Annotated in this window: 14 protein-coding genes and 4 pseudogenes; 3 read left to right on the forward strand and 15 right to left on the reverse strand. The window is 62.2% G+C overall.

Features of this window, described 5'->3' with window-relative positions; all coding sequences use genetic code 11:
* The 15 genes and pseudogenes from JCM25143_RS19015 to tkt form a co-directional block, all read right to left on the reverse strand.
* A pseudogene (locus JCM25143_RS19015) lies at positions 1–252 on the reverse strand (chloride channel protein); the annotation flags it as partial.
* Between the two features lie 33 nt (positions 253–285).
* Entirely contained in the window at positions 286–510 is a 225-nt protein-coding gene (locus JCM25143_RS22100) for a hypothetical protein (RefSeq protein WP_148300119.1), read from the reverse strand.
* Positions 511–514: 4 nt separating this feature from the next.
* Complete coding sequence (locus tag JCM25143_RS25270) at positions 515–712, reverse strand: O-antigen ligase family protein (protein ID WP_081773563.1); 198 nt, start codon at positions 710–712, stop codon at positions 515–517.
* The gene (locus JCM25143_RS11265; RefSeq protein ID WP_025861228.1) at positions 625–1659 is read right to left on the reverse strand and encodes a hypothetical protein; all 1035 of its coding nucleotides are present in this window, start codon (positions 1657–1659) and stop codon (positions 625–627) included. The genes JCM25143_RS25270 and JCM25143_RS11265 overlap by 88 nt, the downstream gene beginning before the upstream one ends.
* The gene (locus JCM25143_RS11270) at positions 1653–2702 is read right to left on the reverse strand and encodes a glycosyltransferase family protein (RefSeq protein ID WP_025861229.1); all 1050 of its coding nucleotides are present in this window, start codon (positions 2700–2702) and stop codon (positions 1653–1655) included. The genes JCM25143_RS11265 and JCM25143_RS11270 overlap by 7 nt, the downstream gene beginning before the upstream one ends.
* A 49-nt stretch (positions 2703–2751) precedes the next feature.
* Positions 2752–4326: a globin-coupled sensor protein gene (locus tag JCM25143_RS11275; RefSeq protein WP_025861231.1), complete on the reverse strand. Its 1575-nt coding sequence runs from the start codon at positions 4324–4326 to the stop codon at positions 2752–2754.
* Positions 4327–4480: 154 nt separating this feature from the next.
* Positions 4481–5095 (reverse strand): TroA family protein, encoded by a 615-nt coding sequence (locus tag JCM25143_RS24085; protein WP_051543259.1) that lies wholly within the window; start codon positions 5093–5095, stop codon positions 4481–4483.
* Positions 5096–5132: 37 nt separating this feature from the next.
* Positions 5133–5624, reverse strand: coding sequence for a hypothetical protein (locus tag JCM25143_RS24090; protein WP_234395196.1), 492 nt, complete (start codon positions 5622–5624; stop codon positions 5133–5135).
* 4 nt (positions 5625–5628) lie between these two features.
* A complete protein-coding gene (locus tag JCM25143_RS11285; RefSeq protein ID WP_025861232.1) occupies positions 5629–5856 on the reverse strand; it encodes a hypothetical protein in 228 nt (75 codons plus the stop codon).
* A gap of 24 nt (positions 5857–5880) precedes the next feature.
* Complete coding sequence (locus JCM25143_RS11290) at positions 5881–6462, reverse strand: gluconokinase (protein WP_025861233.1); 582 nt, start codon at positions 6460–6462, stop codon at positions 5881–5883.
* A gap of 38 nt (positions 6463–6500) precedes the next feature.
* Positions 6501–7213 (reverse strand): annotated as a pseudogene (rpiA, locus tag JCM25143_RS19025) (ribose-5-phosphate isomerase RpiA).
* Positions 7214–7369: 156 nt separating this feature from the next.
* The gene (pgl, locus tag JCM25143_RS11300; protein ID WP_025861235.1) at positions 7370–8149 is read right to left on the reverse strand and encodes a 6-phosphogluconolactonase; all 780 of its coding nucleotides are present in this window, start codon (positions 8147–8149) and stop codon (positions 7370–7372) included.
* Positions 8150–8154: 5 nt separating this feature from the next.
* Complete coding sequence (gene gnd, locus JCM25143_RS11305; protein ID WP_025861236.1) at positions 8155–9168, reverse strand: phosphogluconate dehydrogenase (NAD(+)-dependent, decarboxylating); 1014 nt, start codon at positions 9166–9168, stop codon at positions 8155–8157.
* A gap of 2 nt (positions 9169–9170) precedes the next feature.
* Positions 9171–12055: pseudogene (locus JCM25143_RS19030) on the reverse strand (bifunctional transaldolase/phosoglucose isomerase).
* Positions 12056–12201: 146 nt separating this feature from the next.
* Positions 12202–14316: a transketolase gene (gene tkt / locus JCM25143_RS11320; protein WP_025861238.1), complete on the reverse strand. Its 2115-nt coding sequence runs from the start codon at positions 14314–14316 to the stop codon at positions 12202–12204.
* Positions 14317–14610: 294 nt separating this feature from the next.
* Between tkt and JCM25143_RS11330 the strand changes: the two genes are divergently transcribed.
* The 3 genes and pseudogenes from JCM25143_RS11330 to JCM25143_RS19040 form a co-directional block, all read left to right on the forward strand.
* Positions 14611–15180 (forward strand): ankyrin repeat domain-containing protein, encoded by a 570-nt coding sequence (locus JCM25143_RS11330; RefSeq protein ID WP_025861240.1) that lies wholly within the window; start codon positions 14611–14613, stop codon positions 15178–15180.
* Positions 15181–15278: 98 nt separating this feature from the next.
* A pseudogene (gene hisC, locus JCM25143_RS19035) lies at positions 15279–16345 on the forward strand (histidinol-phosphate transaminase).
* 163 nt (positions 16346–16508) lie between these two features.
* The coding region (locus tag JCM25143_RS19040) for a hypothetical protein (RefSeq protein ID WP_025861241.1) at positions 16509–16789 on the forward strand (281 nt) is incomplete at its 3' end.

Consider the following 16789-nt stretch of genomic DNA (forward strand, 5'->3'; position numbering starts at 1 on the left):
CACCGGCACGCACAGCACGCGCCACGGGCTGACGGAGGCAAGCCCCGAAAGCCGCCCGCTATCCGGTGCTATCAAGCGATGTGCAAGAAGGGTGGCCTGCGTCATGGCCGCGACACACAGCCCTGCCAGCACGCCGGATAGGGCAGACAGGAAAACCAACCACAGAAAATCCGTGCGAACCAGCGCGCGCAGGGCGGCCAGCAGGCGTGTGGGGGTGTGGTGACTCCGCAGGTGCTCCAGCAGGGCTGTCATGCCGCCAGTCTTACCAGCAGGGCCACCACGGGTTCAACCGGTGGAATGCTCTGAGGGCCGACGGGGGATATCCGGGCGTGGGGGTGCTAATGCGGAAAATAGGAGCGGTAGCCAGAACAGGTACCACATCATGCTGGGGCCACGGGCGATCTGGCTCATATCCGTCATGGCGCAGAGTGAGGTGAACAGGAGCACAACGACCGCGAGCGGGCGTTCGGTTGCAGTGGAGGCCAGTGCGGCCCGCAGGGCGGACAGCATGAAGCTACGAGCAGCACCAGCCTACTACGCCGTTATAAAGCCAGGCAGACAAGAACAAGTTATGTGGAAAGGATTCATTGTGAATGCGGGCGAGATGATAGGTCGGGCCATAGCCTAGCCATGGGTGTTGGCGGATGGCTTCCCATGATGTCTGCCAGATTGCCAGACGGCTGAATCTCCACGCTCCATCGCTACCTGCCAGACATGCTGTATGGTGGGAAAAGCCAGCAGCACGGTTACGGTGGCAATCAGGAGCGCCGCGCCTGCCAGCTTAACGGCAAAGCGTGGATTGACCCAGAAAGCCAGCAGCGGGGCGGCGATGGCCATGCTACCGACCGGGCCACGGCTGCCGGTCATGACCATGAATGCCAGCCCCGCGCAGCAGACCGACATACAGAGGCCACGATCGACGCGCGGGGCACCCGGCATGTGGGGCGGCGATGGGCGGCGGCAAAGCCGGTCAAGAGCCAGCAGCACGACAAGGCCGATGATGATCGCCCCGATGATCTGATGGCGTGAGGCAGCCCATCCTGTCATGCGCAACTGACCATATGCCCAGAAGGTCGAAATCAGAAAAGGTAACCGGGCAAAGGTGATGATGAGGTTGATCATGCCAGCGCTGATAAGTGTGCGAACCAGCCGGTCGCGAAAATTTCGGCCATGGCGCAGTCCGTCAGCCAGACTGAGAACAAAGACCAGCGTACACACCACGTTCAGGGTCCACAGGGCTATCAGGCTGGGGGAGGAAGGAATTTTCGCATCCCATGTCAGGGAGGTGGCAAACCACAGGATAATGGCCACGGCTAGCCGCACTGGCAGGGAGAGGGCGCGCCAGTAGCAGACTGTCAGGTCGCGTCCTGCGGCCAACCCAGACTTGCCGGGGGGCATACCCAGCCGCAGTTTGGCCTGTTCGTGCCATAGGGTGCGAAGGGCGAGTGGCAGCATAAGGATATAGAACAGGTTGGCCCAGATCGGCTCGGGGCGCAGAATAAATCCTGCCGCGAGTATGAGCAGCGTAACACTGTGTAGCAGCGCGCGGGGTGTGTCGCGCCATTGGGTGGTGAAGTTGACCCACAGGCGTCGGGTGGAGAGGCGTAGACTGTCCATGATGCGCGGATTATCGGGCAAGTCCGTTACAAAATTTACCATGGCATGTCTTCGGGCGCGCGCTCCTGAAGCAGAACTGCGATCAGATGTGCGGCCACAGCCTGTTCGTTGAACCGGGCGAAATAACGCGCCCGTCCGGCACCAGCCATACGCATGCGCGTGGCGGGTTCTGCGGCAAGGCGAGCCAGTTTTTCTTCCAGTTCTTCCTGTGTGGCGAAGAACAGCATTTCGTCTTCTTCAAAATAGGTATCGTAGCCGGTCTGGCGCTCTATGGCCACCAGAGTGCCGTTGCCCGCTAGTTGGGCGAGCCTGTCAGAGCTGTAAAGGAAATGATCGGCGCGGCGTGAAATATTAAGCCCGATTGCGGAGGCCGAAACATTCTGCATGTAGTTGGTGGAGTTCAGGTGCGGCATACCCTGTAGCCCAGCTAGCTTCATGCGTAGTTGCGGCAGGTGTTCGGCCAGCATGGCTATAAAGCGGTCCATGTCCCATTGTTTGCCGCAGATGGTGCGTAATGGCACGCGGGGGTTGCCGCAGGCGTAGAACAGATCATAGGGCAGGTCACGAATCAGGTCAGCGCGCCCGCGTTCGATGGAGGGGTCGGCCGGGTTGGGCATGAAGCTCATGGCGTACCGCCCCCCTTCGCGCATGAGGGCCAGCGGTTCCCCCGCTGTGGTAATGAAGGTAACATCTATCTGAGCGAGCTTGGCGCGGATACGCCTTACATTGTCGGGCTCGAATAGGGGGTCCGCGTTCCACTGTGCAATCCGCAGATGGGGCAGGCTCTCACGGATGATGTCCAAAGTCTGCGGGTTGATCATGTCCGCATGGCCTAAGAACATCAGGTCAGGCCGGTGATGGCGACAGAATTCGATAAGGGCCGTATTCACAGCCCGGCGTCCGAGCTTGCGGCTTTTCAGCCATGACCGTGCCCGCGCCATGTCCCTGTCGGAAAAATTGAGAACCAGATGACCAAGGCGCGTGAAGCCGTTGGAAAGCTTTATCTGGATAGAATACTGGGTGTTGGAGCGAAGCCCGGTAGGAAAATCCCCCACATTGACAATTGTCAGAGCTGATTGTGTCATTCTGTCCCTGATGCGGCGTGGGCGTGGCCCATATTCGTTCCTGACCGGTCTAGCCGTTGTTCACGACCAGCCCGGGCCGAGTGTATGATCTGGGTTTGGTATTGCCAAGCCGTGCCGGCAGGTTGGCGCTTTGCCTTTCCAGCCTGAAATGGCTGATCGTGCGGGTGAGGGACTGCGTTTCGTTGCGCAGGGTGTGAGTTGCCGCACTCGACTGCTCTACCATGGCTGCGTTCTGCTGCGTGGTCTGATCGATTTCGGCTACGGATTTGTTGATTTCGTTCAGGTTTGAAACCTGTTCCTGAGCGAGGGTGCTCACCCGGTTTACAAAATCCGCAATATCTTCCACCTGCCGCGACATATCCGCCAGCGTGGTGCTGGCATTACCGACCAGACGCACGCCAAGGTTTACCTGCTGGCCTGCCGAACTGATGAGTTTGCGGATTTCCTTGGCCGATTGCGCCGAACGCTCCGCCAGAATACGCACTTCGGTTGCGACTACCGCAAAGCCGCGCCCCGCATCGCCCGCGCGGGCGGCTTCCACCCCGGCATTGAGGGAGAGGATGTTGGTCTGGAACGATATTTCATCGATCAGATCGACAATGGAGGACATTTTTTCTGAAGATGCCGCGATATCGCGCATGGCGGCAATGGCTTCCTGTGTCACGGTGTTGGACTTGTGGCCCGCATCGCGCGCGCTGGTTGCCGCCTTGGAGGCTGCCAGTGTGATCTGGGCGGTCTGTTCCACCCCGGTGGAAACTGTCCGCACCGAGGCCGCCGCATGGCTCAGATTGGCAGCCTGCCGCTCTGTTCTGTGGGCAAGGTCTTCGGCGGCAATGGCAATTTCATCCACCCCGGTTTCAAGATGGGTTACGGCATTGGAGACCTGCCCCAGCGCTCCCGACAGGGCGCTGGCTGCTGCGTTGAAGTTCTCGCGCAGTTCTTCAAATTCGGGGTCGAAACTGTTTTCGAACCGGAACCCCAGATCCCCCTGCGAGAGTGCTAGCAGCCCGGCCTTGAGGTTTTCGATCAGGGCTTCCTGACTGTTCTGGCGGGCCTGTACTTCGGCGCGGGCTTTTTCGCGCTCTTTTTCCAGTTCTTCCAGATAGATGGAAATAGCCAGATCGATATCGAGCAGCACCGCTTTGCACAGGCCGCTCAGCCCGGCTGTAAAGGTTTCGTCCATACCGCGGCCAAAGAGGCCTCGCCGTGTGTTGGCTTTTGCCAGCGCGGAGCGAATGAGCGAGTCCATGACAAGGGCGTATCCGCCCAGATACCAGCGCGGTTCCAGCCCTATGCGCGCATGCACGGTGCCGATGGCCCGCACCCGCTTGTTGTAATCTTCGCCGAAATCAGCATTGGAAATGTTTTTCCAATGCGCGATCTGAGCGGTGCGTGCATGCCGTATATGATCTTCAGATGAGAAAAAATGCTTTGTCTGCGGTGTTTTTTTAGCTTGGACGTAAAATTTGTCCAATGCTTCAGGCAAGGCCTGATCAATGACATCGCGCATGGAGCGGATGGCGCGGCACTGAGCGTCGTCTAGCTGAAAAAAATCGAGAAGCTGCTTCGTATCGTTCAGGGCTTCATCGGAGGACGTATGGGAAAGGGAGGATGAAAAAGTCATTGTTCGCGATCCATGACATGCAGAGGATGAAGGCAGAGGCTATGCAGAGATAAAAGTAACGTATGAGAAATAAGACCGTGCGTTAGCTCCGGGTTTCCATAGTCATGGTTTGGAAACCATTTTTATGCCCGCCTCATGGGCATGGGATAACGGGTTAATGAGAGTTTTCCTTTCTTTCCTGTGCGTTATCGGGTGCGGGGGGATTGCCTGACAGGATACGTGTCATTTCATCATCCGTCAGATTCACATGGAAAAATGTCTGATAGAATGTGAATGCGACCGAGCGGATATCGATATCGGCAAACAGTTCCGGGTGCAGGCGTGTGGCAGCCCAGTAGAGTTGTAGCAGGTCTTCGCAGCCGTAACGGTCCCATGCAAAAATACCGCGCGGGTTGCGCCACCAGCGCCCAGCCAGCAACGCAGGCAGCGCCATCAGCGGAGATGTGGCCGGTAAGGCCCCGGCGGAAGCATCCACGATGACGATATCGGGATTCCACGCCAGAATCTGCTCGGCGGAAACAGGCCGGTGGTTGCCCGAAACCGTAGCGGCATTGCGTCCGCCCGCTGCTGTAATCCAGGCATCCACCAGCGTATTGCCGCCATCGACCTGCAGGGGTTCAAGTCGGGCAATATGCAGCACGCGGGGCCTGTTCTGCTCAGGCAGGCTGGCCAGACGTGTGTGCAGCAGGGTGAGGGTTTCTGCCATCCGCTGATGATACAGGGCGGCGGTGCGGGCGGCTTCATCCGTGCCGAGGGCCTGCGCCGTCATATCGAGCGAGCGCAGCAGGTCGGCCTGCGTGGCGTATTCAGCACTCAGGCAGGCAGGCCCGCGCGGCGCAGTTCCTCCGCCTTGGCGCGCGATGAAACGAACACAAGGGCGATATGGCGGGCCAGCAGGTCTTCCGCGCTGGCGGTATCGGGGCGGATACCCGTGTGGGCTTGTAGCAGGGCGGGAAAGAAACGGAACAGCATGGGCTTTCCGTCGGGCTTTCCGCACTGACGGCAATACGCCCGGCCCCACCCAGCATGACGGTAATTTCGTTATGCGCGTACCACAGATCGGCAATCGGCCCGTTATCCTGCGGGATGCTCACAACGGCCCCACCCATGTCCGTAACCATGCGGGGGGGCGGTGTGTCGGCGTATGCAGGTAAGGTGGAGGCGGCCAGCAGCCCAGCCAGCAAGGTAATGGCAGCGTGGCGCAGGGGCCGATGCGAAAAGCGCGGGCGCGGAGGGGTATGGCGTGCAGGGTGGCTGGCGTGGTGCGGCTGGGCGATGGGGGGCTGTGGGGCGGTCATGCGTTCAGGCCAGCACGGTGCGGTTGCGCCGCCAGCTATCTTCGAGAGCATCCGCCGGGTCGGGGGCGGGGTCGCTCCACTGGCCTTCCTGCCCCGGTGGGTGGGCAAGGGCACGCCAGCCTGCCTCGCCCGCCTGACGTTCCATTCTGATATGCCAAGAGGGGGGAATACGCTCCAGAAGGCGTTCGAGCTTCTGGCCGGGTGTCAGCGGTCTGGCGTAGTTATGTCCCATATCGTGTCTCCCCCCGCCTTTGTGTCAGATCCTACCAGCGATTTTTAGCGCGTGCAGGGCCAAGGCTATGGTTTCCGCCGGTTGTGTCAGGCTTTGGAGTGCTATGCCGTCTTCATCCGGGGTGAGCGGCTCCAGTGTGGCAAGCTGGCTGGGCAGCAGACTGGCGGGCATGAAATGGCCGGGGCGTTTTTCAAGCCGTTGCGACAGGCTGGCCGGGTCGGCCTCCAGCGCGATAAACAGCGGGCGCAGACCCCCTGCGCGCAGGCGGTCACGGTAGCTGCGGCGCAGGGCTGAGCAGGCCAGAATAGCCCCCTGTCCGTGGCGGGCATGTTCGGCCAGCCATGTATGGCACCGGGTCAGCCAGTCTACGCGCAAGGTGTCGTCCAGCGGGGTGCCTGCTGCCATGAGTGCCCGGCTTTCTGGGCTGTGCAGGGTATCGGCATCCTGCCATGGCCAGCCCAGCTCGTTATGCAGTCCTTCGGCAATGGTGCTTTTGCCTGATCCAGCAACGCCCATCACCACAACCAGCCGCGGGGCAATGCCGCGGGCGGCAGGCTGTCTGGGCAGGGTGTGGTCTGGCGATATGGTGGAGGCATTCTGCGGCACTGGCGTGGCCCCTTATGGTGGTTTTCCTTAGGGTGGGATCAGTTTTTATGCGGTTCGAGCACGCGCAGGCCTTCGGGGCCTGCGGTAATGGTCTGTGTGGCCATGTGCAGGAACAGCCCGTGTTCCACCACGCCCACCGTTTCCGCCAGAGCGGTGCTGAGGGCATCAGGTTCATGATAGGGCCGAACACACAGTCCAGAATCAGGTTTTTTTCGTCGGTCAGGAAAAAGCTGCCATCGCGCTGCCGCCGGGGCGTGGCCTGCGCGCCCAGCGCCGCCAGTTTGCGGGCCACGTTTTCCCACCCGAAGGGAATGACTTCCACCGGCAGGGGGCAGTGCCCGCCAAGGTGATCAACATATTTTGAGGCATCTGCTACGATGACGAAACGCGCGGCGGCGGAGGCCACGATTTTTTCCCAGAGCAGCGCCCCGCCCAGACCCTTGATCAGGTTGAGCGTGCCGGGTTCGATTTCATCCGCGCCGTCAATGGCGATATCGAGTGCCGGATGCGCCCCGAAGGTGGTGAGCGGAATCCCTTCCTCGCGTGCCTGCTTTTCCGTCACGATGGAGGTAGGAATAGCGCAGATCCGCAGACCTTCCTCACGCACGCGGCGGCCTAGTTCCGCCACCACAAACCGGGCGGTGGAGCCGGTGCCCAGACCAACGGCCATGCCGTCCTCTACCAGAGCGGCGGCGGCTATGGCGGCCTGTTCCTTGAAGGCGGCGGCGGGGTCGGGCGGTGTGGCGGTCATGTGGCTGTCCTGATTTGGTTCTGCCAAGGATATGAAGAATCGTTCATCTTTTGGCAAGGATGAGACCATCACCTGCGACAGCGCGCACGATACCGTTCCGCGTGGCCGGATGCCACAAGGTTATGCCGAAAAAATTGTAACGCAAAGGAAATGGTATCAGGCAGCGGGGGGGAGCGCTGCCTGATCCATAAACCATGTGACATCGCGCAGTGCGGCAATGGCGGTGGTGGGCAGGCTTAAATCCTGTGCCCGCACGCGCGCCATCATGGTCTGCTTGTCTTCCCCGGTTACCAGAAAAATAACGTGGCGGCTGGCCGCAATGGCGGGGTAGGTCAGGGTCAGGCGGGTATGCGGGGCCGTGGTGGGCGTGCAGTAAGACACCCAGTCCGTATGGTTGGTCAGCACGTCCTGCCCCGGAAACAGCGAGGCCGTGTGGCCGTCTGAGCCCATGCCCATCAGGCTGACATCAAGCAGGGGGCGGGCTGTGGCATCACCCGCTGCGGGCAGGTGGGTCAGGCCCGTGACTTGGCGCAGGGTTGCTTCGTAACTGCGGGCAGCCTCGGCTGGTTCGCCGCTATCGGGCATGAGAAAGACGTTGCCCTTTGGTAGCGGCACGCGCTCGAACAGCAGACGTTGCAGCATGCCGCCATTGCTGTCCTCATGGGAATACGGCACGAAGCGGTCATCCACCACAAAGAACTGCGTTTGCGCCCATGGAAAGCGGCTGGCATAAGCCGGGCTGGCCATGAGTTTGTACAGGGCCTGCGGGGAAGTGCCGCCGCTGAGTGCGATGCGGAAGGGACGATCAGCCCCTTCTTTCGCCAGCGTGTCGAGCGCCAGTGTGAGCAGATGTTCCGCCAGCGTGTGCACCAGTTCTGTGCTGTCGGGGAAAACCTTGAGCGGGCCAGTAGCGGCGGTGGGGTGGCTGGCGGTCATGCTTCTCAGTCCTTGCTTTCTACATGCCCACCAAAGCCGAAGCGCATGGCGGACAGGATTTTTTCAGCAAAGGTATTGCCACTGCGCGAGCGAAAGCGCGTGAACAGCGCTGCCGTCATGACCGGCACCGGCACGGCTTCCTCAATTGCGGCTTCGATCGTCCAGCGGCCTTCGCCGGAATCCGATACTTCGCCACTGAATTCCGACATGTCACCCGTGCGGGCAAGGGCTTCGGCCGTCAGGTCCAGCAGCCAGGAGGACACAACACTGCCGCGCCGCCACACTTCGGCAATATCGGCCATGTTGAGCGAAAAGCGCTCGCCCTCGGCAACCAGAGGCGAATCCTTGCGGTGCATGACGTCAAAGCCTTCGGCAAAGGCCTGCATCATGCCGTATTCGATGCCGTTATGAACCATTTTGACAAAATGGCCTGAGCCCGCAGGTCCGCAATACAGGTAGCCCTGCTCGGCACGGGGGTCGAGCCCGTCGCGCTCACGACCGCGCGTGGGGGGAATATCTCCCTTGCCGGGAGCCAGAGCGGACAGGATGGGGTCGATGTAATCAGCCGCCTGCTTGTCGCCGCCGTACATCATGCAGTAGCCGCGTTCCAGACCCCACACCCCGCCGGATGTGCCGATATCCAGATAGTCTATGCCTTTCTCGGCCAGCACCTGAGCGCGGCGGATATCATCCTTGTAGTAGGTGTTGCCACCATCGATGATGATATCGCCCCGGCCCATCAGCCCGGCGAGGGACATTACGGTTTCTTCCGTGATTTCGCCTGCGGGCAGCATGGACCACACCACGCGGCGGGTGCCTTCTGCGCTGCCTTCGCCCAGCAGCGTTACCAGTTCCGCAAGGCTTGCGGCCGGGGTGGCCAGTGAGCCTTGCGCGCGGGCCACGGTTTTTTCCACCGCTGCCGCATCCCGGTCATGCACCACAACTTCATGTCCGTGGCGTGTCAGGCGGACGGCAATATTGCCCCCCATCCGGCCCAGTCCGACAATGCCGATCCGCATTTTTATTTCTCCGCTGCTATTGCCTGCAGGGCGTCATGCAGTGCTGTGGCCAGTGCCGCAAGTCCTTCATGCAGATCGCCATGGATATGCACCCGCAGGGCGCGGCGTTTGCGCTCTGCCAGAACATCAAAATCACCACGCGCCTGTGCGGCTTTGACCACGCCAAACGTGTAGCGCGTGCCGGGCACGGGCAGGTCGTGTGCATCATCCGCTGTGATCTGGAGGAACACCCCCGTATCCGGTCCGCCCTTATAGGCCTGCCCGGTGGAATGCAGGAAGCGCGGCCCGAACTGTGCGGTGGTGGCCACATTGCACACATCGCGCACATGCAGGCGGTTGTGCTGCATCCATTCCATGGTGTGGCGGTCCCGCACGATAAAGGCCAGCAGGGCGGCATAATCGCCTGCCTGTAGGCGCTTGAAATGCGTGCGCAGCAGGGCGGCGGCACTGTCTGGCGTGGTGCTGGTCAGGGCCTGTGTATTGGCCGGGTCTGCAAGGAAGGACAGAGCGCCAAAGCGGGCGAACGGTTCTTCAGGCGGGAGTGCGCCATTTTTTTCAAAGGCTTCCGTCAGCTTGCGGGTTTCGACCTTGTTGGATTCCACATCCGGCTGGTCGAACGGGTCTATGCCAAGGAAAGCGCCCGCAACGGCGGTGGCAATCTCCCAGCGGAAGAACTCCTGCGCAATCTGGCGGCGCTCATGCAGCGTAATGGTAATGACCGGCTGGCCGGCCTCTACCAGTGCCGCCACGGTTTCGTCCTGCTCGTGGCGGTGCGAGGGAGCCAGACGCAGGTACAGGAACAGCCTGTCCTTGCCGTAATGCTTCAGCCCGCCGGGGGTTTCGTTATCCAGCGGGATAATGCCGCGCCCCTGCTTGCCGGTCGATTCGGCCACGAGCTGTTCCAGCCATGCGCCAAAATCAGCAATTTCGGGGGTGGCGATCACGGTCAGCTTGTCGCGCCCGAGGTCGCGTGCGGCCAGCCCCAGAATGGCACCCAGACGCACGCCGGGATTGACGGCGGGCGGGGCCGAGGCATCGCACAGATGTGCGCCGCGCTGGGCATCGTGCAGGAACAGGCGCAGCGGCACGCCAATGGCTGCGGCAGGCACCAACCCGAAATTGGACAGGATGGAGTAGCGCCCGCCTATCTGCGGGTCGCCGGGGAAGATTTTCCAGAACCCTTCCGCCTGCGCCAGCGCCTCCAGCTTGGAGCCGGGGTCGGTAATGGCCACAAACTGCGCGCCTGCGGCCTCGCCCAGCGCCTTGCGCGCCAGATCAAGGAAGTAGGCCAGCATGATATTGGGCTCAAGCGTGGTGCCGGACTTGGAGGCCACGATAAACAGCGTGTGCGCCGGGTCGATCTGGCCCGCATAATGCGCGACCTGCTGGGGGTCGGTGCTGTCGAGCACGAACAGGTGGCCAAAGCCTTCATGCTTGCCAAAGGTCATGCCCAGTACTTCCGGCCCAAGGCTGGAACCGCCCATGCCCATCAGCAGCACATGCCTGAACCCGCGCGCTTTGACCTCGGACTGGAAGGCCTCAAGCTCTGCAAGGCCGTTCAGCCCGGCATCCACGGCACCCAGCCAGTTGAGCCAGCTTCCTTCGGGCCCGTTGGTCCATACGCTGGCGTCATGCGCCCACAGGCGGCGGATAGCCCCGCTGCGCCGCCATTCCTCCAGTCCTTTTTCCACCACGGCCTTGAGTTCGGGGGGCAGGGAGGTTTTCATATCCGTCAGGCTGTTGCCCATCAGGGCGATCTGCTTGGCGGCCACGGAGCCCAGCAGCGCGTCAAACGCCTCTTCAAAGGCGCTTACACCTTCATCCAGCAGGGTTGCTGTTACGCCATCCAGATCAAGGCCGAGCCTTTCGGCTTCCGCCATGACGTGGCGGGCCTGATCTACTCCCGCTGTCAGGGTTTCACGCGGGGTGCCGTGGTCGCGGAAGGCATCCATGGTGGCGGGGGGCAGGGTGTTGACCGTGTGCGGGCCGATCAGCGTTTCCACATACAGCACATCGCTGTAAGCGGGGTCCTTGGTGCCGGTGGAAGCCCAGAGCAGGCGCTGGGTCTGCGCGCCAGCGGCTTCCAGCGTTTTCCACCGTGGGGTCTGCATGATTTCCTGCCAGTAGCATAGGCCATCTTGGCATTGGCGATGGCGACCTGTCCGCGCAGGCTGTTCAGGGCCGTGGCGTCCTTGTCGCCCGCTTTCACGCGGCGGTCGATTGCGGCATCCAGCTTGGCGTCAATACGGCTGACAAAGAACGAGGCCACCGAGGCCACGCGCGACAGGTCGCCTCCGCGTGCGTGCAGCGCTTCCAGCCCGCTTAGCCATGCTTCCACCACATCGCGATACGCAGCGAGCGAGAAAATAAGCGTGACATTGACATTGATCCCGGCCGCGATGCTGCGCCGGATGGCGGGCACGCTCTGCGGTGTCGCGGGGATTTTTACCATCAGGTTGGCTTTGTCCACCGCAGCCCACAGGCGGGCGGCTTCCTCGGCCGTGGCGTCTTCATCACGCGCGAGATAGGGCGAAACCTCAAGGCTTACAAAGCCGTCGCGCCCGGCACTGGCGGTGTAGACAGGTTCCAGCACACGGGCGGCGGCCTGAATGTCGCTAATGGCAAGCTGTTCGTACAGGCCGCCCGGCGTGGGGGTGGTGTGGGCCAGCACGTCGCGCATCTGCGCATCGTATTCCGTGCCTTCGCCCATGGCTTTCTGGAAAATGGCGGGGTTGGAGGTCACGCCCCGGATATCGCCCGCCTGCACCAGACGCTCAAGCGAGCCATCCTGCACAAAACCGCGCCGGATAAAGTCCAGCCAGGGGGATTGCTGGAATGTCGCCAGACCCTGCAACGGGTTGGTGGCGGAAGTGGCGGAGGCTGTCATGCACCTGTCCTTGCTTGTCATCCGCTCCCGTGCGCCCGGCTGGCGTGCTGTCGGGCAGCCTGCCGGGGGGCGGGGTGGGCGTGGTCTTCTGTCCTGTGGCCATCCGGCATGGCTGTGATCCATGCCGGAATCCGTGCCGGGTTTTGTCAGCCCGCGTGGGTGAGCTGACGGCGGGCCGCCGCCAGTACGGCTTCAACCGTAAAGCCGAACTGCTCGGCCAGTTGCCCCGCCGGAGCCGAGGCACCAAAGCCACGCATGGCAATGATTTCGCCTTTGGCTCCCGCGTAGCGGTCCCAGCCGATGGGGGAGCCGGCTTCCACCACTACCCTTGCGGTTACGTCAGGCGGTAGCACCGTATCACGGTAGGATTGTGGCTGGGCCTCGAACAGTTCCCAGCTCGGCATGGACACCACGCGGGCGGCAATGCCTTCAGCCCGCAGGGTTTCATATGCACTGACAGCTAGACCAACCTCGCTGCCCGAGGCGATCAGGATAACGGCGGGCTGTGCCTCATGTCCACCCAGCACGTAGCCGCCCTGCGCCACGCCGCTGGCGGGGGCATAGTGCGCGCGGTCGAGCGTGGGCAGGTTCTGGCGGCTCAGTGCCAGAGCCACGGGGCCGTTATGGGTCGCGACAAAGCGCCAAGCTTCCACCACCTCGTTGGCGTCTGCCGGGCGCAGGGTGGTCAGCCCCGGTGTGGCGCGAAGCTGGACAAGCTGCTCCACCGGCTGATGTGTCGGCCCGTCTTCTCCCACGCCGATGGAGTCGTGCGTGAAAACATAGGTTACCGGCAGACCCATGAGGGCGGAAAGGCGGATGGGCGCCTTCATGTAGTCGGAAAAGATCAGGAAGCCCGCGGCGTAAGAGCGCAGGCCATACAGCGCCATGCCGTTGGCCATGGAGCCCATGGCGTGTTCACGCACGCCAAAATGGAAATTGCGCCCGCTATACTGCCCGCCCCACTGCGGTGGCTGGAAGCTGTCCTGCCCGCTCAGCAGCGTTTTGGTGGAGGGCGCGAGATCGGCCGAACCGCCCAGCAGCCAGTGCAGGCGGGTTGCCAGTGCGTTCAGTGTCTCGCCCGAGCTGGCGCGGCTGGCCGTGCCTTTGGCGCTGGCGGGGTAGGTGGGCAGGGCCTCATCCCAGCCGGAGGGCAGGGTTCTGGCAAAAATCGCATCAAGTTCCGCAGCTTCCGCCGGGTGGGCCGCACGGTAGGCTTCAAACAGCGCGTACCAGCGTGCCCGTTCGGCACCGCCGCGCGTGCCAAGGCCCGCCTGCAGGTGTTCCAGCACGCCATCGGGCACCAGAAACTGGCTGTCTTCGGGCCAGCCGAGCGCCTTTTTGGTTTCGCGCACTTCTTCCGCACCCAGCGGTTCGCCATGGGCAGAAGCTTTGCCCGCCTTGTGGGGTGCACCCCATGCAATGACGGAATGCGCGATGATCAGCGTGGGGCGGGCGGTTTCGGCGCGGGCCTGTGTCAGCAGTGTTTGCAGGGTGGCGGTGTCGTTTGCATCGGGCAGGTCCAGCACCTGCCAGCCATAGGCGGCAAAGCGCTCGGCCACGTTTTCCGTAAAGGCCACATCGGTCGAGCCTTCGATGGAAATCCGGTTTGAATCATAAATCCAGATCAGGTTGCCCAGCTTCAGGTGCCCCGCGAGCGAGGCTGCCTCGCTGGTCACGCCTTCCATCATGTCGCCATCGCCACACAGGGTGTAAACCGCGTGGTCGAACAGTTCGAAACCGGGGCGGTTATAGCGTGCGGCCAGCCATTTTTCGGCCATGGCCATGCCAGCGGAGGTGGCGCAGCCAGCCCCCAGCGGGCCTGTTGTGGTTTCAACACCCGTGGTGTGGCCGTATTCCGGGTGGCCGGGGGTTTTGGAGCCAAGCTGGCGGAACTGCTCAAGGTCGGCCACGCTCAGGGCGGGTTCAGCCGTGACCTTGCCATCCTTGACCTGCCGGATGCCCGCCAGATGGATCAGGGTATACAGGAGCATGGACGCATGGCCGATGGACAGCACAAAGCGGTCGCGGTTGGGCCATAGCGGGTCGGCGGGGTCGTAGCGCAGGACGTTCTGCCACAGCGTATAGGCCACCGGCGCCATGGACATGGCGGCACCGGGGTGCCCGGAATTGGCTTTCTGCACGGCGTCCATCACCAGCGTGCGCATGGTGTTGATGCACGTCGTATCCAGCGCGCCGTTGTGCGCGGCCCCTGAGGAAACACCTTCCGGCGCGCAAGCGGGGGAGGGGAGAGAAACGCGCATGACAGACCTGTCCTTCACCTGAGTTTCACCTTTGTGACGCCCATAAATAATAGGGGGTCTGCTGGCAGCCCCACAACATGCGGGGCACATTTCCATGGTTCCGGGTTTTTCGGCAAGTCATGAGCGCTGCTTTGATGTGCAAGAATTCTGCTACGCGGGGCATAATGTACGCGTGTATGGGCCTTGGCGGGGGCGTTTGCAGCCATGTTTGCCGTCTGGCTCCGTGCAGGATATGCTGTGCGATATGGATGGTTTTGCCGTCTGTCCTTCACTCATGTTTGCCGGAGATCAATGATGACGCAAGAGTCTGCCCGGACTCCGCACGGGTCCGACAGCACGGGCCAGGGCCAGAGCGGGGGCGCGCCTGATTTTACCCGCGCCCAGGTTGAAGCCCTGTTTCTTGATGCTGCGCGTGAAGGCGAGGCCGAACTGCTTGCCCGCTTTCTCGATGCGGGCATGCAGGCCAGTCTGCGCACGGACAAGGGCTACACGCCCCTGATTCTGGCGACTTATAACGGCCATCTTGAAGCCGCGCGCGTATTGCTCGCCCATGGCGCGGATGTGGACGCGCAGGACGAAAAGGGAGCAACGGCCCTTGCCGGGGTTGCCTTCAAGGGCGATCTGGCGCTCGCACGCCTGCTGCTGGAGGCTGGGGCGGGGGTTGATGTTGCCAATGCCGTGGGCCGTACGCCGCTGATGTTTGCGGTTATGTTCGGCCGCGAGGATATGGCGCGCCTGCTGCTGGCCGCTGGTGCCGACCCGTATCGCCGCGATGGCGAGGGCCTGAACGCCATCGAACTGGCCCGCAGGCAGGGTGGTGCCGCACTGGCGCAGGTGCTGGCTCAGGAGCCACAAAAGCCCTGAGGGCGCGTTTGCTTTCTTTTTTCTGACAGGACTGGCGCGGCGCAACAGGCGACCCCGCCAAAATGCCGTGTGTCGTTTTTTGCTGGATTGCGTCGGATATGAGCCGTTTCTGGAGCCCTCTCGTTCATCGCCTCACCCCTTACGTGCCGGGCGAGCAGCCTCGTATCGCCAATCTGATCAAGCTGAACACGAACGAACTGCCGTATGGCCCCTCGCCCCGTGCGCTGGCGGCCCTGCGTGAGGCGGCGGATGACACGCTGCGCCTCTACCCAGACCCCGAAGCACTGGCCCTGCGTACGGCGCTGGGCAGCGCGTGGGGCTGGACCCTTCGCATGTGTTTGTCGGCAACGGGTCGGATGAAGTGCTGGCCCATGCCTTTCAGGCGTTTTTCGGCCATGGCGAAGCGGTGCTGTTTGCCGATGTAACTTATAGTTTTTACAAGGTGTATTGCGGCCTCTACAGCTTGCCTTACCGTCTTGTGCCGCTTGATGGCGGCATGCGTGTGGGGGTGGATGACTATACCGGGCCATGCGGCGGTATCGTACTGGCCAACCCCAATGCACCCACCGGCATGGCGCTTGATCTGGCTGAAATCCGCCGCCTGCTGGAGCGCCACCCCGACAGGGTGGTGCTGGTGGATGAAGCCTATGTCGATTTCGGCGCGCAGAGTGCGGCCAGTCTGGTGCCTGACTATCCCAACCTTCTGGTGGTGCAGACTTTCTCCAAGTCGCGGGCGCTGGCGGGGCTGCGCGTCGGGTTTGCCTTTGGCCAGCCGGAGCTGATCGAAGGCCTGACCCGCATCAAGGACAGCTTTAACTCTTACCCGCTGGACCGTCTGGCGCAGGCCGGGGCGCAGGCATCGGTTGAGGATGAGGCGTGGCTGAAGCAGTGTGTCGAGCAGGTTATCGCCAGCCGGACGCAGTTGAGTGCCGGGCTTGAGGCTCTTGGGTTTGACGTCTTGCCGTCCTGTGCGAATTTTGTGTACACTCGCCACCCGAACCGCGAGGCAGTCGAACTGGCTGCCCGACTGAGGGAGAAAGCGATTATCGTCCGTCACCTTAAGGGTGAGCGCACCGAAGCGTGGCTTCGTATCACGGTCGGAACGGATGGGCAGTGCCAGGCACTGCTGGATGCGCTGCGGGAGATCCTGCACCGAAATTCATAAAACGGTCGCACTTCGTGCAACACCGTCGGTTTTTTCAGCCGGCGGCCTGTGCGGGTCTGCGGCTGTGCCGCCTATGCGTAAAAGGGCGGAGAATCCGGTATTTTTCAATAATCTGCCGTGCGGTACCCATGCGCGCGGCCTCTGTATGGAGGAAGAGAGAACGATGCGTGCGTTTCAAGGTCAGATGTCGGACAACCAGCCCATTCGTCGCTCACTGGCGGAAAAGCAGAAGCAGTTGCGTGAACTGAAGGAAACGCTTGTTTCCATGAAGTCTCACACCGCGCCTGCACTGCGTGAGAGCGTGCGCAAGCGCATTGCCCAGCTTGAAGCGGAACTGGCAGCCGCTCCCGCCCTGAAGGCCGGAGCCGAGAAAAACGCCGATACCCGTGGTGGTGCAGGCCGTGGCACGGGGGCCGCGGGCGAGAACCGCGGTGGTGCGCGTGG

It is taken from the genome of Acetobacter papayae JCM 25143, assembly GCF_000613285.1.
GTDB lineage: Bacteria > Pseudomonadota > Alphaproteobacteria > Acetobacterales > Acetobacteraceae > Acetobacter > Acetobacter papayae.